This window comes from Streptococcus sp. HMSC070B10 (genome assembly GCF_001808665.1).
Lineage (GTDB): Bacteria > Bacillota > Bacilli > Lactobacillales > Streptococcaceae > Streptococcus.
The window spans coordinates 196,198-219,297 of the sequence record NZ_KV794152.1; the positions used below are offsets into that span (position 1 = coordinate 196,198).

The 23,100-nt window shown below is 38.0% G+C and carries 24 protein-coding genes, 1 tRNA gene and 1 pseudogene; 19 read left to right on the forward strand and 7 right to left on the reverse strand.

From position 1 onward, the window contains the following. Window positions 1-124 precede the first annotated feature (124 nt). The 5 genes and pseudogenes from carB (at window position 125) to HMPREF2613_RS02565 (ending at window position 9,032) form a co-directional block, all read left to right on the forward strand. Entirely contained in the window at window positions 125-3,301 is a 3,177-nt protein-coding gene (carB, locus tag HMPREF2613_RS02545; RefSeq protein WP_070478728.1) for a carbamoyl-phosphate synthase large subunit, read from the forward strand. Window positions 3,302-3,631: 330 nt separating this feature from the next. Next, on the forward strand, window positions 3,632-5,257 hold the full coding sequence (locus HMPREF2613_RS02550) for a dsDNA nuclease domain-containing protein (protein ID WP_070478731.1): 1,626 nt from the start codon (window positions 3,632-3,634) through the stop codon (window positions 5,255-5,257). Continuing rightward, window positions 5,244-5,786: a hypothetical protein gene (locus HMPREF2613_RS02555; protein WP_070478733.1), complete on the forward strand. Its 543-nt coding sequence runs from the start codon at window positions 5,244-5,246 to the stop codon at window positions 5,784-5,786. Before HMPREF2613_RS02550 ends, HMPREF2613_RS02555 begins: the two co-directional genes overlap by 14 nt. Then, the gene (locus HMPREF2613_RS02560; RefSeq protein WP_070478735.1) at window positions 5,779-8,421 is read left to right on the forward strand and encodes an AAA family ATPase; all 2,643 of its coding nucleotides are present in this window, start codon (window positions 5,779-5,781) and stop codon (window positions 8,419-8,421) included. The genes HMPREF2613_RS02555 and HMPREF2613_RS02560 overlap by 8 nt, the downstream gene beginning before the upstream one ends. Before the next feature lie 290 nt (window positions 8,422-8,711). Beyond that, window positions 8,712-9,032 (forward strand): annotated as a pseudogene (locus tag HMPREF2613_RS02565) (heavy metal-binding domain-containing protein). 44 nt (window positions 9,033-9,076) lie between these two features. Here the strand turns inward: HMPREF2613_RS02565 and HMPREF2613_RS02570 are convergent. Together HMPREF2613_RS02570 and HMPREF2613_RS02575 are read right to left on the reverse strand one after the other, a co-directional pair. Next, window positions 9,077-9,319: a type B 50S ribosomal protein L31 gene (locus HMPREF2613_RS02570; RefSeq protein WP_000710764.1), complete on the reverse strand. Its 243-nt coding sequence runs from the start codon at window positions 9,317-9,319 to the stop codon at window positions 9,077-9,079. A gap of 95 nt (window positions 9,320-9,414) precedes the next feature. Continuing rightward, window positions 9,415-10,350 (reverse strand): DHH family phosphoesterase, encoded by a 936-nt coding sequence (locus tag HMPREF2613_RS02575; RefSeq protein WP_070478737.1) that lies wholly within the window; start codon window positions 10,348-10,350, stop codon window positions 9,415-9,417. A 103-nt stretch (window positions 10,351-10,453) separates the two neighbouring features. Here HMPREF2613_RS02575 and HMPREF2613_RS02580 point away from each other — a divergent pair, with 103 nt between their 5' ends. The 8 genes from HMPREF2613_RS02580 to HMPREF2613_RS02615 all read left to right on the forward strand — a co-directional run bounded on the left by HMPREF2613_RS02580 (window position 10,454) and on the right by HMPREF2613_RS02615 (window position 13,901). Beyond that, window positions 10,454-10,897 carry a flavodoxin gene (locus HMPREF2613_RS02580; RefSeq protein WP_001162125.1) on the forward strand — a complete coding sequence of 148 codons (444 nt, stop codon included), beginning with the start codon at window positions 10,454-10,456 and terminating at the stop codon, window positions 10,895-10,897. Window positions 10,898-11,012: 115 nt separating this feature from the next. Continuing rightward, the gene (locus HMPREF2613_RS02585) at window positions 11,013-11,279 is read left to right on the forward strand and encodes a chorismate mutase (RefSeq protein WP_070478739.1); all 267 of its coding nucleotides are present in this window, start codon (window positions 11,013-11,015) and stop codon (window positions 11,277-11,279) included. Beyond that, window positions 11,276-11,650: a fluoride efflux transporter CrcB gene (gene crcB, locus HMPREF2613_RS02590; RefSeq protein ID WP_070478741.1), complete on the forward strand. Its 375-nt coding sequence runs from the start codon at window positions 11,276-11,278 to the stop codon at window positions 11,648-11,650. The genes HMPREF2613_RS02585 and crcB (HMPREF2613_RS02590) overlap by 4 nt, the downstream gene beginning before the upstream one ends. Beyond that, window positions 11,644-11,973, forward strand: a complete 330-nt coding sequence (gene crcB / locus HMPREF2613_RS02595) for a fluoride efflux transporter CrcB (protein WP_004256635.1) — start codon at window positions 11,644-11,646, stop codon at window positions 11,971-11,973. Before crcB (HMPREF2613_RS02590) ends, crcB (HMPREF2613_RS02595) begins: the two co-directional genes overlap by 7 nt. A 118-nt stretch (window positions 11,974-12,091) precedes the next feature. Then, window positions 12,092-12,439, forward strand: a complete 348-nt coding sequence (gene rplS, locus HMPREF2613_RS02600) for a 50S ribosomal protein L19 (RefSeq protein ID WP_001068669.1) — start codon at window positions 12,092-12,094, stop codon at window positions 12,437-12,439. A 42-nt stretch (window positions 12,440-12,481) separates the two neighbouring features. Further along, window positions 12,482-12,553, forward strand: a tRNA-Arg gene (locus HMPREF2613_RS02605). Window positions 12,554-12,706: 153 nt separating this feature from the next. Then, entirely contained in the window at window positions 12,707-13,579 is an 873-nt protein-coding gene (locus HMPREF2613_RS02610; protein ID WP_070478744.1) for a hypothetical protein, read from the forward strand. Window positions 13,580-13,640: 61 nt separating this feature from the next. Then, the gene (locus HMPREF2613_RS02615; RefSeq protein WP_235228659.1) at window positions 13,641-13,901 is read left to right on the forward strand and encodes a hypothetical protein; all 261 of its coding nucleotides are present in this window, start codon (window positions 13,641-13,643) and stop codon (window positions 13,899-13,901) included. 78 nt (window positions 13,902-13,979) lie between these two features. Here the strand turns inward: HMPREF2613_RS02615 and yidA are convergent, their stop codons facing one another. Together yidA and HMPREF2613_RS02625 are read right to left on the reverse strand one after the other, a co-directional pair. Next, window positions 13,980-14,786, reverse strand: a complete 807-nt coding sequence (yidA, locus tag HMPREF2613_RS02620) for a sugar-phosphatase (protein ID WP_070478746.1) — start codon at window positions 14,784-14,786, stop codon at window positions 13,980-13,982. A 12-nt stretch (window positions 14,787-14,798) separates the two neighbouring features. After that, window positions 14,799-16,103 (reverse strand): HD domain-containing protein, encoded by a 1,305-nt coding sequence (locus HMPREF2613_RS02625; protein ID WP_049491559.1) that lies wholly within the window; start codon window positions 16,101-16,103, stop codon window positions 14,799-14,801. Window positions 16,104-16,174: 71 nt separating this feature from the next. On the opposite strand from HMPREF2613_RS02625, the gene HMPREF2613_RS02630 reads away from it, so the two are divergent. After that, entirely contained in the window at window positions 16,175-16,552 is a 378-nt protein-coding gene (locus HMPREF2613_RS02630) for a YwiB family protein (RefSeq protein ID WP_083279195.1), read from the forward strand. Window positions 16,553-16,935: 383 nt separating this feature from the next. Here the strand turns inward: HMPREF2613_RS02630 and HMPREF2613_RS02640 are convergent, their stop codons facing one another. The 3 genes from HMPREF2613_RS02640 to coaA form a co-directional block, all read right to left on the reverse strand. Continuing rightward, window positions 16,936-17,469 (reverse strand): DNA topology modulation protein, encoded by a 534-nt coding sequence (locus HMPREF2613_RS02640; protein WP_070478753.1) that lies wholly within the window; start codon window positions 17,467-17,469, stop codon window positions 16,936-16,938. A gap of 52 nt (window positions 17,470-17,521) precedes the next feature. Next, a complete protein-coding gene (gene rpsT / locus HMPREF2613_RS02645; RefSeq protein WP_001274000.1) occupies window positions 17,522-17,758 on the reverse strand; it encodes a 30S ribosomal protein S20 in 237 nt (78 codons plus the stop codon). A 67-nt stretch (window positions 17,759-17,825) separates the two neighbouring features. Further along, entirely contained in the window at window positions 17,826-18,746 is a 921-nt protein-coding gene (gene coaA / locus HMPREF2613_RS02650) for a type I pantothenate kinase (protein ID WP_070478755.1), read from the reverse strand. Between the two features lie 172 nt (window positions 18,747-18,918). On the opposite strand from coaA, the gene HMPREF2613_RS02655 reads away from it, so the two are divergent. The 5 genes from HMPREF2613_RS02655 to HMPREF2613_RS02675 all read left to right on the forward strand — a co-directional run bounded on the left by HMPREF2613_RS02655 (window position 18,919) and on the right by HMPREF2613_RS02675 (window position 22,983). Next, complete coding sequence (locus HMPREF2613_RS02655; RefSeq protein ID WP_083279196.1) at window positions 18,919-19,509, forward strand: class I SAM-dependent methyltransferase; 591 nt, start codon at window positions 18,919-18,921, stop codon at window positions 19,507-19,509. After that, window positions 19,506-20,783: a pyrimidine-nucleoside phosphorylase gene (locus HMPREF2613_RS02660; RefSeq protein WP_070478759.1), complete on the forward strand. Its 1,278-nt coding sequence runs from the start codon at window positions 19,506-19,508 to the stop codon at window positions 20,781-20,783. The genes HMPREF2613_RS02655 and HMPREF2613_RS02660 overlap by 4 nt, the downstream gene beginning before the upstream one ends. 19 nt (window positions 20,784-20,802) lie before the next feature. After that, the gene (gene deoC, locus HMPREF2613_RS02665) at window positions 20,803-21,465 is read left to right on the forward strand and encodes a deoxyribose-phosphate aldolase (protein ID WP_070478761.1); all 663 of its coding nucleotides are present in this window, start codon (window positions 20,803-20,805) and stop codon (window positions 21,463-21,465) included. After that, complete coding sequence (locus HMPREF2613_RS02670; protein ID WP_049509431.1) at window positions 21,452-21,841, forward strand: cytidine deaminase; 390 nt, start codon at window positions 21,452-21,454, stop codon at window positions 21,839-21,841. The genes deoC and HMPREF2613_RS02670 overlap by 14 nt, the downstream gene beginning before the upstream one ends. A gap of 89 nt (window positions 21,842-21,930) precedes the next feature. Continuing rightward, on the forward strand, window positions 21,931-22,983 hold the full coding sequence (locus tag HMPREF2613_RS02675; protein WP_033681961.1) for a BMP family lipoprotein: 1,053 nt from the start codon (window positions 21,931-21,933) through the stop codon (window positions 22,981-22,983). The last annotated feature ends 117 nt before the right edge of the window (window positions 22,984-23,100 follow it).

A 23,100-nucleotide genomic window follows, 5' to 3' on the forward strand; every position in this document is an offset into this window, starting at 1 on the left:
GTATTTGCTAAACTGAATACGGGCTACGGACGGTGCTAAAAAGATAGTTATTCCTAGAACTGATAGTTCTTCGTCATAACTCCTATTTTAGCTTTGTCCGCTTGACGCCCTTAATATCTTATAAATGCCTAAACGTACTGATATTCAAAAAATTATGGTGATTGGTTCTGGTCCGATTATTATTGGTCAGGCTGCTGAGTTTGACTACGCTGGGACCCAGGCTTGCTTGTCTTTGAAAGAGGAAGGTTATGAGGTTGTTTTGGTTAACTCAAACCCTGCCACCATCATGACGGATAAGGAAATTGCTGATAAGGTTTATATTGAACCGATTACACTTGAGTTTGTAACGCGTATTCTTCGTAAGGAACGTCCAGATGCCTTGCTACCAACACTCGGTGGTCAGACAGGTCTCAATATGGCCATGGAATTGTCTAAGAATGGTATTTTGGATGAGCTTGGTGTTGAGCTTCTGGGAACTAAATTATCTGCCATTGACCAAGCGGAGGACCGTGACCTCTTTAAACAATTGATGGAAGAGCTCAACCAACCAATCCCAGAATCTGAAATTGTAAACACTGTTGAAGAAGCTGTTGCCTTTGCAGCAACAATTGGCTACCCAGTCATCGTTCGTCCAGCCTTTACCCTTGGTGGTACTGGTGGTGGTATGTGTGCCAATGAGGAAGAATTGCGTGAAATCGCTGAAAATGGATTGAAATTGTCACCTGTTACCCAATGTTTGATTGAGCGTTCAATCGCAGGTTTTAAGGAAATCGAATACGAGGTTATGCGCGACTCAGCTGACAATGCTTTGGTTGTTTGTAACATGGAAAACTTTGACCCAGTTGGGATTCACACAGGGGATTCCATTGTATTTGCCCCTGCCCAAACCATGTCAGATTATGAAAACCAAATGCTTCGTGACGCAAGTTTGAGCATTATTCGTGCTCTTAAGATTGAAGGTGGATGTAATGTTCAGCTGGCCCTTGACCCACACAGTTTTAAGTACTATGTTATCGAAGTAAACCCTCGTGTATCGCGTTCTTCAGCCCTGGCATCTAAGGCGACAGGGTATCCGATTGCAAAATTGGCTGCTAAGATTGCAGTAGGTTTGACCTTGGATGAGGTTATTAACCCAGTTACAGGTTCAACCTATGCCATGTTTGAGCCTGCCCTTGACTATGTGGTTGCGAAAATTCCACGTTTCCCATTTGATAAATTTGAGAAAGGTGAACGCCGTCTGGGTACCCAAATGAAAGCAACTGGGGAAGTTATGGCTATCGGTCGCAACATCGAAGAGTCACTTCTTAAAGCTTGTCGCTCCCTTGAAATTGGGGTTCACCACAATGAAATGCCGGAACTTGCAGAAGTTTCTGATGATGCTTTGATTGAAAAGGTTGTGAAAGCCCAAGATGACCGTCTCTTCTATGTGTCAGAAGCTATTCGCCGTGGTTACACTCCAGAAGAAATTGCTGAATTGACTAAGATTGATATCTTCTATCTGGATAAACTCTTGCATATCTTTGAAATTGAGCAAGAATTGGGTGCTCACACACAAGATCTAGACGTTTTGAAAACTGCAAAATTGAATGGATTTTCAGACCGTAAGATTGCAGAACTATGGGAAACGACTGCAGACCAAGTTCGTCAACTTCGCTTGGAAAACAAGATTGTCCCAGTCTACAAGATGGTCGATACTTGTGCGGCAGAGTTTGACTCTGAAACACCATATTTCTATTCAACCTATGGTTGGGAAAATGAATCTATCAGATCTGATAAGGAATCCGTCCTAGTTCTAGGTTCAGGTCCAATCCGTATCGGTCAAGGGGTTGAATTTGACTACGCAACCGTTCACTCAGTTAAGGCTATCCAGGCTGCTGGTTATGAAGCTATTATCATGAATTCAAACCCAGAGACCGTTTCTACGGACTTCTCTGTGTCTGATAAGCTATACTTTGAACCATTGACATTCGAAGATGTCATGAATGTTATCGATTTGGAGCAACCAAAAGGCGTTATTGTTCAGTTCGGTGGTCAAACAGCTATCAACCTTGCAGAGCCCTTGGCAAAAGCAGGTGTGACCATCCTTGGTACACAGGTTGCTGACCTAGACCGTGCCGAAGACCGTGACCTCTTTGAGCAAGCCCTAAAAGAATTGGATATTCCACAGCCACCAGGACAAACGGCTACCAATGAAGAAGAAGCAGTTCTTGCAGCTCGCAAGATTGGCTTCCCAGTTCTTGTCCGCCCATCTTATGTACTTGGTGGACGTGCCATGGAAATCGTAGAAAACGAGGAAGACCTTCGCTCTTACATGCGTACAGCTGTTAAGGCTAGTCCAGACCACCCAGTTCTTGTCGACTCTTATATCGTTGGGCAAGAGTGCGAAGTTGATGCAATTTCAGACGGTGAAAATGTCCTTATCCCTGGTATCATGGAGCATATCGAACGTGCTGGTGTCCACTCAGGTGACTCAATGGCCGTTTACCCACCACAAACCTTGTCGCAAAAGGTTCAGGAAACCATCGCAGATTATACTAAACGCCTAGCAATCGGCCTTAACTGTCTTGGGATGATGAACATTCAGTTTGTCATCAAGGATGAGAAAGTCTATGTCATCGAGGTCAACCCTCGTGCCAGCCGTACTGTTCCATTCCTTTCTAAGGTGACCAATATTCCTATGGCTCAAGTAGCAACCAAGCTCATTCTTGGGCAAAATTTATCAGAACTTGGCTACCAAGATGGTCTTTACCCTGAAAGCACTCGCGTTCATATCAAGGCACCAGTCTTCTCCTTTACCAAACTAGCTAAGGTAGACAGCTTGCTCGGTCCTGAAATGAAGTCAACAGGGGAAGTTATGGGTTCTGATACTACTCTAGAAAAAGCTCTCTATAAAGCTTTTGAAGCTTCTTACCTACACTTGCCAACTTTTGGGAATGTTGTCTTCACCATCGCTGATGATGCTAAAGAAGAGGCCTTGGATCTTGCTCGTCGCTTCCAAAATATCGGTTATGGTATCCTCGCGACGGAAGGGACAGCAGCCTTCTTTGCCAGTCATGGACTGCATGCTCAACCTGTTGGTAAAATCGGTGACGATGAACAGGATATCCCAAGTTTTGTTCGCAAAGGAAGAATTCAAGCTATCATTAACACAGTTGGAACAAAACGAACTGCAGACGAAGATGGTGAGCAGATTCGCCGTTCAGCTATTGAACACGGGGTGCCCCTCTTCACAGCCCTAGATACAGCTAATGCAATGCTTAAGGTACTTGAAAGCCGTAGTTTTGTTACAGAAGCGATTTAACCAGAAATGAAGGTAAATTTTAAGAAAGGCAACTGAAAAGTGCGGACTAGAGTATTAATAAAATAAAAAAGAGGAATCTATCTCATGCTCGAGTAGATTCCTTTTTGTACTTATTTGTTTTTGGGATACTCCATACAGGAAGTTAGAGACTATTATGTTAATTTATCTTTTTATGATATAATTAGGTAAGGTCATTTATAATTAGTGAAAACAAAAAACAATAGGTCGTTTTTTGTTCAAAAAATCGACTAAGGAAGAGGAAGAGATGTTAAAGGTGTGGAAAAAACGGTTGAGACGGATAAATAATAGAGAGCAAACTAAGGGGTAATCATGCTAGAAGATATTTTGAAATATTGTTTTGAAGATCTATCTGATGAAGATAGAAACAGTATATTGAATATGGATTTTAATCGGTCAATTGATCAATTGCATGCTCCTATAAACAATGCTGATCTTGAAGATATTTTATTGGATGAGAAAACATCTGATAATGGTGGTATTGTCGCAATGACAGGGTTTTATTATCAAATGATGGTTTCGGTTCTTTATTTAGGAGAAGTTTTTCAAGGTAAGTGGGATGGAATGTTTCTAGATCACCATCAGGATATTGTGCTGTTTAATAATTCAGAGAAAATAGTCAAATTTATTCAAGTTAAAACAAAAAACAAGTCGTATTCACCAGCTGATATTAAAATAGGTAAGAGTTGGATTCCTAAATTATTTCTTACAGCATACAATATAGAAAAATTGTCAGGATTTGAACTAAGGTTTGAGATAATATCTAATTGTTTCTATCTAGATACACAAAGCTTTAATATTTCACCATTTTACCCTAATTCTGTTAATAAGAATGATGAGAAAATCAAGAAGTTAGTTGCTGAGAATTTTGATGTAAAAAATGTTGATGTTGAAAGTACAAAAGATAATTTATTAAATCAGGCATTTCAAAATTTCAATATGAAGTATCTTCACCCTGAGGAATTAAAAGGTAAGATAGCAATAAGTATTCCAAAAATTCTAGGGTTTGAGCATAGTCAACTTTCAACTGAAATACTAAACCATGTCATTGCTGAGTTTTTCAATGCTTGTTATAATCCCAAAGATGCTTCAATTCAATTGATTAAAGACGAAAAATTAAATAATTTAAAAGAATATATCAAGAAAAAATTAACAGATAATTTAACTAAGGAATATCATAGTAAATCCGATGAGAAAATCTTGACCCAATATTTTACCAAATTAGATAGTGATTATTCGAATTCAAAACTGAATTCAAATTTTATCAGTGAGTTTAAATTATTTGTGGATGGCTTTAGGGAAGATTTAGAAAAGATTTTATCAGATTGTGATTTAACAATGAAGAGTATTATAAATTTGTATCTAGAATATAATAAAGGTATAGATGTAAAACTTGAAGAAAGTGATTATGAAAATCATTTCAATGACTTACTATCATTACTACTTTTTCTAAAGATTTCTATTGAAAAAAATTTAATGATCAAAGAAGTAAATCGACACATTTTATCAATAAAATTAGATAGACTCCTTTTTTTAATTTTAGGGAATAACGACGATATGAAGGTCTCTTCGGAAGTTATTCAGGACTTCAAAGACTTATTTCCAAGGTTAGATAATTCAGAAAAACTTAGAATAGCAAATTCTCAAGATGTTTCTATAATTATTTCAGGTCAATTTGATAATGAGGATAGTAATCAGAGCACTGAATTAAAAAAGGAGGAACTAGATTTTTCTTTAAATCCTAGCATAAATAATTCTAAGTTGGATGAAATTACCGCTAATAATATTACTGAAGTTCAGACGCCAATTAGTATTTTATATGCACATCGTGATAATTTAAATGAAATAAATAAACCTGGAAATAGAAAGAAATACAAGAATTTAGTAGATATGAAAAATAAAATTGATGAGGAGTTGAAGTTAGATGGTATTATTTGAAGAATTTATATCCCAGATTAATAAAGCTCAATATAAAGAAATAACCATTGAAGGTATAGAGTATCGTACTTTTTATAATAAGGTAAATGGAAATTTACTAATTATTTATAATGAACAAATTATACAAAATCATTTGTTAAGAGAGGAAATTAATAATATAGCGAAAAGTATTAGAGAAGTTATCAAGGAATATACGAAATATAATTTATGGAATACGTATTTTTTAATTGTGGTTAATAAAAACTCGTATAATGAAAAGTATTATTACATAGAAAGAGATGTAAGAAATCTCAGAAAGTATGTTATTCAAACTGAAATGGATATTTTTAGGCTACCATTTCTGGATATACTAAATAGTAACAAGGAAGCGAAGCAAGTAGAAGAAAGTTTATACTTTACTAGCGAAAAAATTAAAGAATTGTATTTAGGTATAAGGAATAAAGGTGGAGAACAAAAAAAATTAACTAATGCTGAAATAAATAAAATTTTGGAAGAAATGAATTTTTTAGAAGGTAATTCAGATGATTAGATTGAAACAAGTAACAATCAAAAATTTTAGGAATTTCCAAGGAGAATATGAATTTGATTTTACTAAAAATATCACTATATTTTTAGGTGACAACGGGAACGGAAAAAGTTCAATTTTTGATGCAATTCAATGGTGCATTACTGGAAAAATTGATAGATTTGGGGGAAATAGTGCTGATTCTTGGAAGAATATATTAATTAATAAGGATTCTAATGACTGTTTTGTTGAAATACTTTTTTCAAATGAATTAAAACTTAAAAGATTAGTATCACGAAATAGCAATATAACTGTTAGTTGCCAAGATGGAGATGATAGGGTTGTAAGAGGTGAGGGAAATGTAAAAGATTGTCTCAATAGTGCGTTTGTAGATTCTCAAAATAATAATTTTGATTTTCAAGAAGCTTTGAAATCCTCTTTGCTTGCTCAAGATCAGGTATTGAATTTTATTTCAAGTGATACTCCAACTCAACGATACAACGTCCTTTCTTCGATACTAGGAATGGAAGAAATAACAAATATAAAACAAAACTTAGAAACCGCTAGGAGAGTAATAGAAAAGAAAATTAATGAAGAAGACAGAATTGAGAAACAAATCAGAGAAGAAATCAAAAAGCAGAAATTAAAACTCGAAACAAAATATAATATAGCCAATATAAATATAGAAGTTGCTAATGCATTCAATTTTGAAGATAAACAAAATGAAAAGGACAATCTTGTAAAAAGCAAAAGTCAAATAGAAGATAAACTAAATAGATTTCATTCATTGCAAAAAATGATTGATGAAGATGTCGGAAATCTAAGTAGACTAACAGAGAAGATAAAAGAATTAAATAGTGATTTAACAAGTGCTCAGAATGAAAAAGATAGGATAATAAAAGAGCTTGCTTTAAATGAAAATAGTATTGAGCAAAACGGAAAGAATATTGAACGAGTAGAACAAGAAATGCAAATTCTATCTCAAAATGTAGAGAAGGGGGATGAACTGAAAAAAATAGAGAACCAATTGGCAAGTCCTGAACTCTATGAATTATCGTCTGAACTCGAAGAAAATATTCAAAAACAAGTTTCTAATTTTGAACGTTTACTAGATGAATATCAATATGCTTTGTCAAATATTGCTGAATATAATCAATTATTACAAAATAGGGGAAGTATTCCAAAGTCTATTGATGAATTTAAACAAAAAATTAAACAGAGAGAACTTGAAATAACTAATCAACAAAATTATATTACAAACTTGAATTCTGAACTACTTTCAAATGATTCAGACAATGATATTAATTTGTTAATTGGAATGATTCGTGAAGCCTCTAGATTTGTAAATAGTCACAGAGAATTTGAAAATAATTGTCCAGTGTGCAACCAGAGTGTTGTAAATATTTCTGAACACTTTGACAGGAGGATCGCATACTTTCTTCAGCAAAGTAAAATTACTGCTGAGAGAATTGATAAACATAAAAGGCAGACACGAGAACTTGAAGAACAAGTTAATAACAAACAGAAAGAGATTGGGCAACTTCAATTTACTATATCAGACTTAGAAAATCAATACAGTGAAATTCAGAGAAGACTTCAAAGTCTAGAAGGTCACTCTCTATATGTAAAAGAATACTTTAGTTTAGATCATTCTCAAATAGATTTAAGTATAAATAATCTAAAATATAATATTGAGAAGCGACAACAATATTTGGCGTTGAAAAATAAAAAAGGTCAAATTGAGCAGCAATTAGAAGAACACTCTGATGTAAGATTTTCTGGCTTAAATTTAGAGCAATTACTTAAAGAGAATAGAGTTCTCACTAAAAAGAATGACGAGCTATCGACTCTTGAGGAAGAGTTGATGTTAAAAATTGAGCAGCAAAAAATAACTTTGGACTCTCTTAAACGAATGGATGAACTGATTAGTGAAATTTCCAAAGAGTATAGATTTGCTGACAATGATAATCCTTCAATAGTTTTGACGGACTTAATAAATGATAAAGCTAAAAAAATAGCTATATTATCGCAAGAGTTAGTAAATCATACAAGCATTATTGAGTACAATACTATAAAAGATGATTTACTTGATAAAGAAGAGTCATTACATCGTGTTCAGAAGATAAAAGAAAATCTCGATAATAAATTTAAAATAGTTGACGACGAAATTAATCGTATTAATGATGGATTTAGTTTTTCTAAGATAGTTAATAGCAATAAATCCGTAATTCAAAAATATTTTAACTACCTTAATCCAAATGTAACTACCTATAGAAATCTTTATTTTAATATAGACGACATTAAAAATACATTAGATATTGAAATAGTAAATAATGATCGATCTGTCAATGTTGCAAATATCCTAAGTTCTGGACAACTTAATGTTTTGGCAATTTCAATTTTTATTGCAAAGAATATCGGCCGAAATAATTCAGTAATTGATTTTATTGCTATAGATGATCCTATTCAAAATATGGATGATATTAATCAATTTTCAATGATTGATGTTTTGGGCAAATTGAATAAACAGCTCATTTTTACAACACATGACGCAAAATATGTAAACCTTTTTTTGAAGAAAAATGAGCTTAGGCTGAATAATATTTCTGTTTATTATTTAGATGCTGAAGAGGGTACTTATGGAAATATACTAGAATAAGGTTAATATAAAAATAGCTATTTTTTCAATTTGTATAATTAAGTTTTGGAAAAAATAGTTTTTTTGTTTAAAATAAGACGAATTCCACATTTTCTGAAAATGACTATAATCATGAATTGCTAATTATAGAGGCACATTACGAAAGTTATATTTAGTGTTTCACAAATTGTCATTTGTTTAATAAAACAACACTCAAAAAACATCATCATACTGAAAAACAAAGGATAATTTCTTGACAAAGAATATGAAAGAGTTTACAATTTTCTAAAAGAAGCAAGGAGGACCTAGAGATGATTATTTCAACTATGGGAATTGAAGGAAATAAAATCCTAGAATACAAAGGAGTTGTCTTTGGTGAAGTGGTTGCTGGGGTCAATATGTTCAAAGATATGGCAGCTGGTTTCCGTAATATTTTTGGCGGTCGTGCTAGTAGTTATGAAGGCGAATTGACCTAAGCGAGAGAAGAAGCTCTAGCAGAAATGATGGCGCGTGCAAGTGAACGTGGCGCAAATGCCACCATAGGGGTCAAGATGGACTATGAAACCTTAGGTGCTGAGAATGGTATGCTGAAGGTCACTTGTAGTGGAACAGCAGTGGTGCTTGAGCTCTGATTTGAAGAAACAAAAAAGAACAGTCGAAACTGTTCTTTTTATCATTATTTGAGACCGTATTTTTTGTTGAAACGATCCACGCGTCCATCTGCTTGAGTGAACTTTTGACGTCCAGTGTAGAATGGGTGTGAGTCTGATGAAATTTCCACACGGATCAATGGGTAAGTTTCGCCTTCAAACTCAACTGTTTCGTTAGAGCGTTTTGTTGAACCGCTAAGGAATTGGTAACCAGTAGTTGTGTCCATGAAGACAACTGGGCGATATTCTGGATGGATATCTTTTTTCATTTTGCAATATTTCCTTTCTGCCATGGTCTCTTTGCGAGCCATAGATTGTTACCATACTAGTCTATCAGATTCTGAAAAGTTTGGCAAGTATTTTATTAGTTTTTAAGCAAGTTTTTTAACTTTTGGTAGATGATTTCGTTTTCTTCTAGGCTATAGGAATTAGCACCACTTGCTAGGGGGTGACCTCCACCATCATGTTCCTTGGCAATTTCATTGATAGGATGGATTTTACTGCGTAAGCGAACGCGGTAGTGGCCATCAGCCTGTTCCACAAAAATTCCCCAGAGACTCACACTGTCAATACGTCCAGGTGCACCGACAATGGCTGCAGTTTCAGCATCGGTAACATTGAATTGTTTTAAGATTTTCTGACTCAGGGTAACGCGAGCAGCACCATTTTCATCCACTTCCAGATGGTCGTAGATGTAGCCTTGAAGTTTTGCAATTTTGTAGCTCATAGTGTCCATTTTGCGAGTGAGAGCCGCAAAGTCAAAGTTATGTTCTCTCAAATAAGCAGCAAGGCGAAGAGTCCGTGCAGTGGTAGAAGGGTAGAGGAAGCGACCTGTATCACCAATAATTCCTGCAAAGAGCAACTCAGCAGCGCAATCTGACAAGGCCAGTTGGGTTGTTTGGGCAAATAGGGTAATCATCTCGCTAGCGCTACTTGAACTAGTATCGACCCAAGACAGGTCACCGTATACATCATCATTTGGATGGTGGTCAATCTTAATGAGAAAATCACCTTGACTATAGCGCTTATCATCGATACGAGCAGTATTAGCTGTATCACAAACGATGACAAGTGCCCCTTGGTAGACACTATCTTCAACAAAATCCATCTCAGCCATCCAAGTAAGAGTTGGTTCATCATAACCTACGGCTTTGATGGTTTTTTCTGGGAAATGATGTTTGAGAAGAGCTTTCAATCCCACCTGACTTCCTAAGGCATCAGGGTCTGGTTTCATATGACGGTGAATGATAATCGTGTCGTATTCTTTAATTTTTTCTAAAATTTGATGGCAAATGTCCATAAATAACCTCAATTCTTTCTCATTTCATTGTAGCACAAGAATTTTTATTTTTAAAATGAAAAAGATGTGATATAATGGAGAAAGATAAATTGAGGAGGACGATATGGCATTAGCAAAAATTGTATTTGCCAGTATGACCGGTAATACCGAAGAAATTGCAGATATTGTAGCAGACAAATTACGTGACTTGGGCTTGGATGTCGATGTTGATGAATGTACAACTGTTGACGCTTCAGACTTCTTGGAAGCAGACATCGCTATTGTTGCGACCTATACTTATGGTGATGGAGAATTGCCAGATGAGATGATGGACTTCTACGAAGACCTAGCAGATCTCAACTTGAATGGCAAAATCTACGGAGTGGTTGGTTCAGGTGATACCTTCTACGATGAATTCTGTAAGGCTGTCGATGACTTTGACCGCGTTTTTGTAGCGACAGGAGCAGAAAAAGGTTCAGAATGTGTTAAAGTTGATCTTTCTGCTGAGGAAGAAGACATTGAACGCTTGGAACAATTCGCAGAAGAATTGGCTGCAAAAGTAGGATAAGTATAAAACTGCGCTGATGTAATCAATCAGTGCATTTTTCTTATCGAGAGTTGGGATTTTACTAGCCTATTTGGTGGCTTTTTGATACAATAATTCAAATAAAGGAGGAGATTGTATGGATTTAGATATTATTCGTCAAGAAATTGATCAAATCAACGACCAAATTGTCAAACTGTTAGAAGAACGAATGCATTTAGTTGAAGAGGTTGTCGCTTACAAGAAGGCTTCAGGGAAACCGATTTTAGATATCAAGAGAGAAGCAGTTATTTTTGAAAAGGTCAGAAATCGTGTAGAAGACAAGCGCTATCAGGAGACTATTGTCGCAACATTTTCGGACATACTCAAACGTTCGCGTGATTACCAGGATCAAAACATCAAATGAAAAAAGAACAATTTTATCCGCTAGGAATTTTTCTAGCTGCCATGTTGGGCGGACTGGTTCGCTACCTAATTTCCACTTGGTTACCAGCTAGTCCTGACTTTCCTTGGGGCACTCTCTTTGTCAACTATCTGGGAATTTTCTGCTTGGTTTACCTTGTCAAGGGCTATCTGGTCTATAAGGGTACTAGTAAGGGCTTGGTTTTAGCACTGGGGACGGGTTTTTGCGGAGGTTTAACAACCTTTTCTAGTCTAATGCTTGATGCTGTGAAACTGCTTGATACAGGGCGTTATCTTAGTTTAGTCCTGTATTTGCTTTTGAGCATCGGTGGAGGACTGCTTTTAGCTTACTATTTAGGGAGGAAGAAATGGTAATCGTCTATCTTGCAATTGCTTGTGGCTTCGGAGCTTTAGTGCGCTATTTCTTTTCCCGCTATAATCAAGCATCTAAATTGCCACTCGGAACGCTAATAGCCAATCTTTTGGGTTGTTTTTTAATTGGATTATTCTACAATCATGTGGAGTCTAAGGAAGTCTATGCTATTCTAGCAACTGGATTTTGTGGAGGTCTGACGACTTTTTCGACCTTGAATGACGAACTTCAAAGACTGTTAAGTGATAAGAAAGTATTTTATAGCTACCTAGCCTTAACCTACCTAGGTGGTTTAGTTGCGATTTTTTTAGGAATTCTGCTATAAATTTCTTTACTTTTTTATGGAAATTTGGTAAACTGTATCTTGTGTGTAATGGACGCACAAAAATACAGTTTATCCGCTGAGGAAGATTCCTCAAGATTGACAAAGATAGGAGAATAAAATGAATCCATTAATCCAAAGCTTGACTGAAGGTCAACTTCGTACAGATATCCCATCATTCCGTCCTGGTGACACTGTTCGTGTACACGCGAAAGTTGTCGAAGGTAACCGTGAACGTATCCAGATTTTTGAAGGTGTTGTTATTGCACGTAAAGGTGCTGGCATCTCTGAAAACTACACAGTTCGTAAAATCTCTAACGGTGTAGGTGTTGAGCGTATTTTCCCAATCCACACTCCACGTGTTGAAAAAATCGAAGTTGTTCGTTACGGTAAAGTACGTCGTGCGAAATTGTACTACTTGCGTGCTCTTCAAGGTAAAGCAGCTCGTATCAAAGAAATCCGTCGTTAATTCGACTAAAAAACTCTGCTTCTTCAGCAGAGTTTTTATCTAGCTCCCTTAGTTCAATGGATATAACAACTCCCTCCTAAGGAGTAGTTGCTGGTTCGATTCCGGCAGGGGGCATTTTAAGAAGTGTAAAGAAACAAAAAGAACACTGAAGATTCAGTGTTTTTTTCTTGCTTTTTTATCTCATAAGAAAGCAAGAAAATATAGATAGAGCAAAGAGAGCGCTCTCTTTTTATGTTATAATAGGCATAGAATGTTTAGGAGAAAGAGATGAAAAAAGGCTTATTAATAGGTTGCTTATCCGTAGTTATTCCCATTGCAATGCTTATAATCCTTAGTCCTATTATTGCTATGATGGATATGTGGGGGTTATTTGCCCATGCAAGTCGGAATGAACTTGAGCAAGCTATACATCGTTCTTATGAGAACTACGGTCTTACAGGACAGTTTAAGTTAGAAAAATATGAAAAAAACTATACGAGCGTGGGAGGATTTGTTATCCATGGTACTTATAGTGAAACTATAGCTGGTAAAACTTATCAGGCTAAGAGTCGTTTTGAATACTATACTCGTCCTTCGGAAAACGAAAAGTATAAAAAGACGGATGCAGAAGTTGCTTACAAACAAAATGAACAAATTTATCGCGCTTTTCCAGAATTAGCCTATCTAGGGATTGAGATTAGTCCAGGTACTAGCGAATTTTTAAAAAAATTGGATAGTTCAATAACAGATCCAAAAATGACTGCTTTGAAGTACGATGGGATTGATTTTCAATTTAATAGTAAATCTGGCAATATGTATCTTTATGATGAAATTTTAGAGGAAAATCAAAGAAAAGGACAAGCATTACAAGGGATGTATCCTATGGATGCTCACTATCTTTTCCAAAAAGGTATCTTTATACCAGAATTTCAATTTCGATATTACATTCCAGAAGACAAGAAGGATCAGTTATATAATGCTTATCTTAAAGACCTTGAATCGCAAATGAAAGAGTTTTTTAACAATCAACCCTTACCTAGTGGTCTTTATGCTGTAAAGATTGATAGATATGAAGGGGATAAACTTGTCAATAATAGCGGTTGCTATTATGTGAAGATTGAGAATCATCAAGTTGTGGAGTTTATCAAAGATTTACAGTAGGAGTTACTATGATAAGGCTCTTCAACTATTCAGAATTTAATAGAAAGAGGGTTTAGATTAGATGACACAAGAAGAATACTTGCAATTAAGAAAAGAATATAAAATTCGCCTAGCATTAGTAATCCTTCTATTCCTATTATTTTCTATCCTAAACATCGTACTTATTATAAATTCCAATAGATTTATCCCATTAGGAGCGACAGCTATGGCTACAGTTGTGCCGTTCAACCATTTCTTACTCGTGCCACTTTGGGAAGAGAAAAAAGTGATTGAAGCTGAAAGAGAAGAACTGGATGCGCTGATGTTTGATGATGAAGAGTAATCTGTATTCTAAAAAATAGCCCAGGAGTGAGACGTTTATCTCTAACTTCTGGGGTGCTTTTTCTATATTCAAATTATTTTACAATACCCACGTACGGATGGCATGGGCAACACCAGATTCGTCGTTAGATTTGGTGATGTATTTGGCGATTTTTTTGAGTTCTGGATTTCCATTTTCCATAACAACGGGATTCCCAACGACTGCTAGCATGGCACGGTCATTTTCTTCGTCACCGATAGCCATGGTTTCATCTTTGGTCAATCCTAGTTTTTCAGCTAAGTGAGTAATAGCTGAACCTTTATCTACATTCTTTTTAAGGAGTTCGAGGTAGAAAGGAGCAGATTTGTTGATGGAGTAGCGCTCGTAAAATTCGGCTGGTATCTTTTCAATCGCAACATCAAGGATTTCTGGTTCATCGATGAACATACATTTGACAATTTCCTTGTCAGCCATTTCTTCAGGAGTGCGGTAGAAAATAGGCATGCTGACGAGGGTTGATTCGTGCACTGTGTATTTTCCGATATTGCGATTGGCAGTGTAGATACCGTCCTTGGTAATGGCATGCATGTGGACACCAAGTTTGCGACTGAGAAATTCCATATCTAGATAATCCTCGTAGGTCAAGGATTCACTGATAATCTCATGGCCTGTAGCGGTTTCTTGGACAAGGGCACCGTTGAAGGTTACAACATAGTCACCCTCGTCTCTCAACTGCAAGTCGTCTAGAAGTTTGGCAACACCTGCGATGGGGCGGCCAGTTGCAATCACGACTTTGACACCAGCTTCTTTGGCATCTTGGATAGCAGAAAAGACCTCAGGAGTAATCTCCTTTTGGCTATTGACTAGGGTTCCGTCGATATCGACGGCAATTAGTTTAATACTCATATATTTCCTCTTCTAGTTTTTATTTGGGGTAAAATGATCGTTCTCAATCAAGTGTAAAAATTGCTGGGTAATGCTTGCGAAGATACTGTTTTGGTCTAACATTTCTTTCGGGAAATAGAAGCGATTGTCTCCGTGGCGACTACCAGCAAGGGATTGGACGATAGGAGACAGGCTAGAGAGTTCAGCCAGTTCTCCATTTTTTTGTAAAATCTCAATCTGTGTCCGTGGATTTTCAGATTCGGGACGATAGATATCATAAGGGAGGTCAAAGTTCTTATGAATGGCAGTGTAGTAGTCTGGATCAAAGCCGATGTCCTCAACCAATTTTCTCATGCTAGCGAGTTGGTCTTGATCCTCTTGTGAAAAGGTAATTGATTTAAAGACCTTGCGATTGACAAAACGTTGTGATAAGTCTGCTAAAATCTTGTCAGGACTGGTCATCCAGAGCTGGAAGTAGGTATTCATCACTCCATCATCCAGAGCCAGATAATCAGATAAGGTCACATTTTTTTCAAAGAATGGCAGGAGGTGTGGGGAAGTTCGTGCAAAGAAATCTTTGTCTTTTGGATAGAGTTCCTTGGCGCGCTTGAGAAGATTCTGCAGGAGAACTTCCATGGCACGTGTTGCAGGGTGGAAATAGACCTGCATATACATCTGGTAGCGACTGAGGACATAGTCTTCGATGGCATGCATGCCATTGCGCTGAAAGGCAATACCGTTTTCAACAGGACGAATGACTCGGAGGATGCGAGTCAGGTCAAATTCTCCATAGGAAGCTCCAGTAAAATAGGAGTCGCGCAAGAGATAGTCCATGCGGTCTGCATCAATCTGACTAGAAATGAGTTGCACGACCTGCTTGTTAGGATAGGTATGGTCGATGACACTTGCTACCTTTTCTGGAAAATCTGGCGCCACTTGTAGCAGAACTTGGTGAATTTCTGTCTCAGGGCTTTGGATAATCTCCTGAGTAATGGCTTCATGGTCTGTATCAAAGAGATGTTCAAAAGTATGGGAGTAGGCACCATGTCCTAGGTCATGTAGGAGAGCAGCGGTCATGGTGAGGAGTGATTCGGCAGGATTCCATTCTTCAGGATATTTCTCTTCAAAAATCTCTGTGATGCGTCGTGCAATTTCATAGACTCCTAGACAGTGGGAGAAGCGGCTGTGCTCCCCACCGTGGAAGGTATAACTGGAAGTTCCCAGTTGTTTGATACGACGCAAACGCTGAAATTCTTTTGTATTAATCAAGTCATAGATGATTTGATTATTGACATGGATGTAGTTGTGAACTGGGTCACGGAATACTTTTTCGTTCATATGACCATTATAGCAAAAAGCTAGAGTTTTTGGTAAAATAGTAGGACAAGAGACAAGAAAGAGGACCTGATGTGAAGATCCGGATGCGAAATACGATTCAGTTTGATGAGCAGTTGGAAGTGATTGACCAGCTCTATGACGTGGAAGTGCATGAAAAGGGGGACTATAGCTACCTGCTTTTCTATAATGAAGAAAAGGAAAAAGTAGTTATTAAATTTCATGGTCAAGAGTTGGTGATGAGCCGATTTTCTAATCCCAAGACCTTTATGCGCTTTCTAAAGGATAGTGATAGTTTGGCCTATATTCCTACACCCATGGGCATGCAGGAGTTTATTATCCAAACCAGTCGTTATGAAGTTGATGGGCAAAAGATTCATTTAGACTATCAACTACAAAACCAAGAGGGATATCCCTTTGCCAGCTATCAATTGGAAATTACTTGGGGCTAGGTATGGCTGGGGACGAGGTTATAGAAACGAAGCTGATAAAGTTTATGAAATTAAGCTTTTCTTGCACATTTTTAGTAGCTGAAACCTTTATTTTTTCAGATTAAGGTTATAACACTCATTCCATTACCTATTATTTATGAAAGCTAAATATAATATCCGTCTTCCCTTATACTTATTCCAAATGAGTAAAGAGGATTTGAGGACTAGCGATTGTGATTATTGTATATTCAAAATCTAAAAATTGATAAAAGGGACAGTGAATGTCCCTTTTCATTTCTATAGAATTCAGAGTTTTAGATAGGATAGATTGGTAAATAATGAAGAAAATATTTTGGGAAAATAGCCCCCAAAAAGGGGATTTGTCTTCCAAAATAGTACTAACATTATCCATGTTGGTTTTTCTTCTTGTTTTCGTGAGTCTTTATAAAGTAATCTATCTCCTTTTGAGACCTAAGGATAACAACTTTATCTGGATAGGTTTCTTGAACCCACTTGTAGCGTTCTTTAGCGGATTTGCTCCGCCCATCCCAGAGAATCCATCTGATAAACTCCCAATTAAATTGTTCTTGACAACCAGCTGCCATACTTTCTCTGACCTTACCTCGATATGTGAGATACCGTTTAAATGCTCGAAAGAGACAGGTCAATGGCGAAAAATTGAGAAAGATGATTTGGTCAGCTTCCTGCATTCTTTCCTCATAGAAACACCAAGAATAATTACCATCAATAACCCAAGCTTCATGCTTGGTGAGAAAGTTATTCATCTCGGCCAACATCCATTCACGGTCACTGTCTTGCCAACCGGGTTGAAATTGGAGTGTGTCCATGTGCAGTTTTGGGATGGAGTAGCAGTGAGACAACTTTTCGGCTAGAGTTGACTTACCAGCACCAGAATATCCGATAATTGCGATTTTCATTTTCTACCTTTTCCTATTTGAGGACAAAAAAACAGCCTCTATGGACTGTTCTTTATTTAGCAAGTTTAGCTGAAAGACGAGCTTTGTCGCGGCTTGCTTTGTTTTTGTGAATCAAACCTTTAGTTTCTGCTTTATCGATAGCTGAGCTAGCAGCACGGAAAAGTTCTTCAGATGGGTTTGCTTCGAAAGCTTTGATAGCAGTACGCATAGCTGATTTTTGAGCTGAGTTCTTTTCGTTCTGTTTAACGTTCAATTCAGCGCGTTTGATAGCTGATTTAATGTTTGCCAATGTTCTTACCTCCATATTTACTAACTATACCATTATATCTGAAAACTTACGTTTTGACAAGGGAAAATTATTTTTTTAAGTAAATTTCATCTATTTCATGGTTCTTTGTTTTATGAAGAATCACTTCCGCACGATTTCTGGTCGGTTCAATATAATTTTGTAAATTTGTGAGATTGATACTGGTCCAGACCTGATGGGCAAAGGATTCCACTTCTCCAATCGGCATTTGAGTAAAACGATAATAGTAGCTATCAGGGTCGTTTTGGGCTAGGCTCAGCATTTTCAAGAAACGGTCGAGATACCAACTCTCGATGTCATCGACTGCAGCATCAACATAGATGGAAAAGTCAAAGAAATCAGTGATATAGAGACGCTCGTTTTGTGGATTTTGAAAGACATTGATTCCCTCGACAATCACAAAGTCAGCAGCTTTGACGCTTTGTTTTTCCTCAGGTATGATGTCGTAGACTTCATGAGAATAGACAGGAATATCTACATCTTGTCCATTTTTAATACGGTCCAAGAAGTTGAGAAGAGCTTCCATATCATAGCTTTCAGGAAATCCCTTCCGATTTAGAATCCCTTGCTCAATCAAGGTATGGTTGGGATAGAGAAAGCCGTCAGTTGTTACCAACTCAACCCTAGCATCTGTAAGTGTACGTGATAGCAGTATCTGAAGCAGGCGGCTGGTTGTTGATTTTCCAACGGCAACACTCCCAGAAACTCCAATGATAAAAGGTTGGGATTTGCTTTCACGTTGAAGGAAAATTCCTTTTGAAAAGGCCAAGTCATCCTTGGTACGCTTGTAAATATGGATGAGATGGGCTAGGGGAAGATAGACATCGGTAACATCCTGTAAGCTAATCTGGTCATTAAAACTCTTGATGGATTCTAATTCCTCTTCAGTCAACGGAGGTGTCGTCTTTCGATGTAACGATTGCCAAGTCTGGCGACTGATTTTTTCAAAATGTAAAAATTCGTTGGTCATAAGTTTGTCTTTCTGATTCGATATCTTAGTATAGCATATTTTGGGACTAAAAACATCTAGTATCTTATAGAAAAAGTTTCTCTCGATTAAAACAATAATGACAAACTACATCGTATTGTCAAATTACTTGGAAACGATTTAATATTTCGTTAAATTATGGTAAAATAGTTTCATGAGTAAAATGTATTATGCAGAAAATCCTGACGCTGCTCACGACATTCATGAGTTGAGAGTGGACTTGTTGGGAGAAAAAATGACCTTTTTGACGGATGCGGGTGTTTTTAGCAAGAAAATGGTTGACTTTGGAAGTCAACTCTTGCTCAAGTGTCTTGAGGTCAACCAAGGAGAGACTGTCCTTGATGTAGGCTGTGGTTATGGGCCTTTGGGCTTGTCCTTGGCTAAGGCTTATGGAGTTCAGGCGACCATGGTCGATATCAACAATCGTGCCTTGGATTTGGCGAGACAAAATGCTGAACGAAATAAAGTAGAAGCGACGATTTTCCAGTCCAACATCTATGAACAAGTTGAAGGGAAATTTGACCATGTCATTTCCAATCCCCCTATCCGTGCAGGCAAGCAAGTGGTTCATGAAATCATTGAGAAAAGTAAAGATTTCTTGGGAATTGGTGGAGATTTAACAATCGTTATCCAGAAAAAACAAGGGGCTCCAAGTGCCAAGTCTAAGATGGAAGATGTGTTTGGTAATTGTGAAATCGTCAAAAAAGATAAGGGATACTATATCCTTAGAAGTGTGAAAGAATGAGAGCAGTTGATTTAATCCAAAAAAAACGAGATGGTCAAGAGCTGACTTCAAGTGAAATTGAATGGCTGGTAGAAGGCTATGTGTCAGGAACTGTTCCTGATTATCAGATGTCTGCCTTTGCTATGGCTGTTTATTTTAAAGGAATGACGACACGAGAAATCTCAGATTTGACTATGAATATGGTTCAGACAGGTCAAGAGTTTGATTTATCAGCTATTGAGGGGGTTAAGGTTGACAAGCATTCTACGGGTGGTGTTGGTGATAAAGTGACCTTGATTTTGGCTCCTCTTGTTGCTAGCTTTGGTGTGCCTGTAGCCAAAATGAGTGGTCGTGGTCTCGGCCATACTGGTGGAACAATTGATAAATTGGAGTCCATTAAGGGCTATCAAGTCGAGCGCAGTCAAGAAGATTTCATTCGTCAAGTGCAGGACATTGGAGTATCTGTCATTGGGCAATCAGACCAGTTGGTCAAAGCTGACAAGCTTCTCTACGCCCTCCGTGATGTAACCGCAACTGTCGACACAATTCCTTTGATTGCGAGTTCCGTGATGAGCAAGAAAATCGCGGCAGGAGCGGATGCTATTTTGCTAGACGTGACTGTCGGTGAGGGTGCTTTCATGAAGACAGTTGATGAGGCGCGGGAACTGGCTCAAACCATGGTGGAGCTTGGTAAGGCAGTTGGTCGAAAGACGGTAGCCGTGATTACGGATATGAGTCAGCCTTTGGGACGAGCGATTGGAAATCGTCTGGAAATCCTTGAAGCACTGGAGATTTTACAGGGACAAGGCCGTCAGGATATTACCCACTTCATCTGTGAATTGGCTCAAATTATGCTTGGTCTGGCAAATGTAAACAAGACAGTTGAGGAAGTTCGCCAACATCTTGAAAATGGGCAAGCGCTTGCTAAGTTTGAGGAGATGGTCCAAGCCCAAGGTGGGGACTTAGAAGATCTCTATCGTCCTGTCAATGTGGCCCATGTGGTGGAAATCCCTGCTCAGGAAACAGGTGTCATTTCAGCTCTTCCAGCTATGGAATTTGGGCTTTATGCTATGAGACTGGGGGCAGGCCGTGCAGTCAAGTCTGATGCCTTGGACTATGAGACAGGAATTGTTTTTGAAAAGAAAGTTGGAGATTCTGTTCAAAAGGGAGAAATTGTTGCAAAAGTATACACAAATGGAAAAATTTCTTCTCAGCTAGTTACAGATTTTCAAAAATATGTTAGAATAAATGATAGTGTGCAAAGTTTACGAGAAATTATAGAAATAATTTCATAAACTGCAGGAGAATCCGGATATGAAATTGAATAAATATATCGATCATACACTTTTGAAACAAGATGCGACAGTAAATCAAATTGATTGTTTGTTGTCTGAGGCTAGAGAGTATGATTTTGCCAGCGTCTGCGTCAATCCGACCTGGGTTGAACATGCTAAAAAAAGGCTTAAAGGTACAGATGTCAAGGTCTGCACAGTAGTCGGTTTCCCCTTGGGGGCAACAACTTCAGCCGTGAAAGCATTTGAAACCAAAGAAGCGATTCAAAATGGCGCAGATGAGATTGATATGGTGATCAATGTCGGTGCTCTCAAATCAGGAAATCTTGATTTGGTTGAGTCGGATATTCGCGCAGTAGTGGAAGCAAGTGGTGACAAGTTAGTGAAAGTCATTATTGAAGCTTGCCTTCTGACTGACCAAGAAAAAGTTGTGGCTTGCCAATTAGCCCAAAAAGCGGGAGCTGACTTTGTCAAAACATCCACTGGCTTTTCAACTGGTGGCGCTACGATAGCAGATGTTACATTAATGCGCGAAACAGTTGGACCTGATATGGGTGTCAAGGCTGCTGGTGGAGCTCGTTCTTATGAAGATGCTCTTGCCTTTGTAGAAGCAGGTGCGACCCGTATCGGAACGTCAGCTGGTGTAGCCATTTTAAAAGGAGAATTGGCAGATGGCGACTACTGAGTTGATTGACCTGGCAATTGAAACCAGCAAACATGCCTATGTCCCCTATTCTCACTTTCCTATCGGAGCAGTTTTAGTGGCAAAAGACGGAAGTGTTTACACGGGAGTGAATATCGAAAATGCTAGCTATCCTTTGACCAACTGTGGAGAACGTACAGCGATTTTTAAAGCAGTTTCCGAAGGCCAAAGAGAGTTTTCCGAATTGATTGTTTATGGACAAACTGAAAAACCAATCTCGCCATGTGGTGCTTGTCGCCAAGTGATGGCTGAATTTTTTGAACAAGATCTAAAAGTGACCTTAGTCGCAAAAGATAAATCGACGGTCGAGATGACGGTCGGGGAGTTACTTCCATACTCTTTTACAGACTTAAACTAGTCTGAGTCGCTCTCTGAGTGGCACGGTCCTTGTGGCCAACCAATCCATACTTGCAACATCGTTGCACATCTTATTTAGGAGGTTCAGTAATGAACAAGAAACAATGGCTAGGCCTTGGTCTAGTTGCAGTGGCAGCAGTTGGACTTGCTGCATGTGGTAACCGCTCTTCTCGTAACGCAGCTTCATCTTCTGATGTGAAGACAAAAGCAGCAATCGTCACTGATACTGGTGGTGTTGATGACAAATCATTCAACCAATCAGCTTGGGAAGGTTTGCAAGACTGGGGTAAAGAACACAATCTTTCAAAAGATAAAGGTTTCACTTACTTCCAATCAACAAGTGAAGCTGACTACGCTAACAACTTGCAACAAGCGGCTGGAAGCTACAACCTAATCTTCGGTGTTGGTTTTGCCCTTCACAATGCGGTTGAAGAAGCAGCAAAAGACCACTCTGATTTGAACTATGTCTTGATTGATGATGTGATTAAAGATCAAAAGAATGTTGCTAGCGTAACGTTTGCTGATAACGAAGCTGCTTACCTTGCGGGTGTTGCAGCAGCTAAAACAACTAAAACAAAACAAGTTGGTTTTGTAGGTGGTATTGAGTCTGAAGTTATCTCACGTTTTGCAGCTGGATTTAAAGCTGGTGTTGAGTCAGTAGATCCATCTATCAAAGTACAAGTTGACTACGCAGGTTCATTTGGTGATGCTGCTAAAGGTAAAACAATTGCAGCAGCACAATACGCAGCTGGTGCAGACGTTGTTTATCAAGCAGCAGGTGGAACAGGTGCTGGTGTCTTTGCAGAAGCAAAATCACTCAACGAAAGCCGTCCTGAAAATGAAAAAGTTTGGGTTATCGGTGTTGACCGTGACCAAGTAGCAGAAGGTAAGTACACTTCTAAAGATGGTAAAGAATCAAACTTCGTTCTTGTATCTACTTTGAAACAAGTTGGTACAACTGTAAAAGATATTGCTAACAAGGCAGAAAAAGGTGAATTCCCTGGCGGTCAAGTGATCGTTTACTCATTGAAAGATAAAGGGGTTGACTTGGCAGTAACAAACCTTTCAGAAGAAGGTAAAAAAGCTGTTGAAGATGCTAAAGCTAAAATCCTTGATGGAAGCGTAAAAGTTCCTGAAAAATAATGGATGGAAGTCATTTCTTAGGAAGCGGCCCTTGGCCGCTTTTTTAAGAGTTGAGACAAAATCATTTTGTCTCAGTAAAGCTTGCTACTAGATAAATTAGCAAGTTTTATTGAAATA

Excerpts from the sequence above, each read along its gene's own strand:
- carB (WP_070478728.1), top strand. The coding sequence starts at position 125 with ATGCCTAAACGTACTGATATTCAAAAAATTATGGTGATTGGTTCTGGT.
- HMPREF2613_RS02550 (WP_070478731.1), top strand. The coding sequence starts at position 3,632 with ATGCTAGAAGATATTTTGAAATATTGTTTTGAAGATCTATCTGATGAA.
- HMPREF2613_RS02555 (WP_070478733.1), top strand. The coding sequence starts at position 5,244 with ATGGTATTATTTGAAGAATTTATATCCCAGATTAATAAAGCTCAATAT.
- HMPREF2613_RS02560 (WP_070478735.1), top strand. The coding sequence starts at position 5,779 with ATGATTAGATTGAAACAAGTAACAATCAAAAATTTTAGGAATTTCCAA.
- HMPREF2613_RS02570 (WP_000710764.1), bottom strand. The coding sequence starts at position 9,319 with ATGAAAAAAGATATCCATCCAGAATATCGCCCAGTTGTCTTCATGGAC.
- HMPREF2613_RS02575 (WP_070478737.1), bottom strand. The coding sequence starts at position 10,350 with ATGGACATTTGCCATCAAATTTTAGAAAAAATTAAAGAATACGACACG.
- HMPREF2613_RS02580 (WP_001162125.1), top strand. The coding sequence starts at position 10,454 with ATGGCATTAGCAAAAATTGTATTTGCCAGTATGACCGGTAATACCGAA.
- HMPREF2613_RS02585 (WP_070478739.1), top strand. The coding sequence starts at position 11,013 with ATGGATTTAGATATTATTCGTCAAGAAATTGATCAAATCAACGACCAA.
- crcB (WP_070478741.1), top strand. The coding sequence starts at position 11,276 with ATGAAAAAAGAACAATTTTATCCGCTAGGAATTTTTCTAGCTGCCATG.
- crcB (WP_004256635.1), top strand. The coding sequence starts at position 11,644 with ATGGTAATCGTCTATCTTGCAATTGCTTGTGGCTTCGGAGCTTTAGTG.
- rplS (WP_001068669.1), top strand. The coding sequence starts at position 12,092 with ATGAATCCATTAATCCAAAGCTTGACTGAAGGTCAACTTCGTACAGAT.
- HMPREF2613_RS02610 (WP_070478744.1), top strand. The coding sequence starts at position 12,707 with ATGAAAAAAGGCTTATTAATAGGTTGCTTATCCGTAGTTATTCCCATT.
- HMPREF2613_RS02615 (WP_235228659.1), top strand. The coding sequence starts at position 13,641 with ATGACACAAGAAGAATACTTGCAATTAAGAAAAGAATATAAAATTCGC.
- yidA (WP_070478746.1), bottom strand. The coding sequence starts at position 14,786 with ATGAGTATTAAACTAATTGCCGTCGATATCGACGGAACCCTAGTCAAT.
- HMPREF2613_RS02625 (WP_049491559.1), bottom strand. The coding sequence starts at position 16,103 with ATGAACGAAAAAGTATTCCGTGACCCAGTTCACAACTACATCCATGTC.
- HMPREF2613_RS02640 (WP_070478753.1), bottom strand. The coding sequence starts at position 17,469 with ATGAAAATCGCAATTATCGGATATTCTGGTGCTGGTAAGTCAACTCTA.
- coaA (WP_070478755.1), bottom strand. The coding sequence starts at position 18,746 with ATGACCAACGAATTTTTACATTTTGAAAAAATCAGTCGCCAGACTTGG.
- HMPREF2613_RS02655 (WP_083279196.1), top strand. The coding sequence starts at position 18,919 with ATGAGTAAAATGTATTATGCAGAAAATCCTGACGCTGCTCACGACATT.
- HMPREF2613_RS02660 (WP_070478759.1), top strand. The coding sequence starts at position 19,506 with ATGAGAGCAGTTGATTTAATCCAAAAAAAACGAGATGGTCAAGAGCTG.
- deoC (WP_070478761.1), top strand. The coding sequence starts at position 20,803 with ATGAAATTGAATAAATATATCGATCATACACTTTTGAAACAAGATGCG.
- HMPREF2613_RS02670 (WP_049509431.1), top strand. The coding sequence starts at position 21,452 with ATGGCGACTACTGAGTTGATTGACCTGGCAATTGAAACCAGCAAACAT.
- HMPREF2613_RS02675 (WP_033681961.1), top strand. The coding sequence starts at position 21,931 with ATGAACAAGAAACAATGGCTAGGCCTTGGTCTAGTTGCAGTGGCAGCA.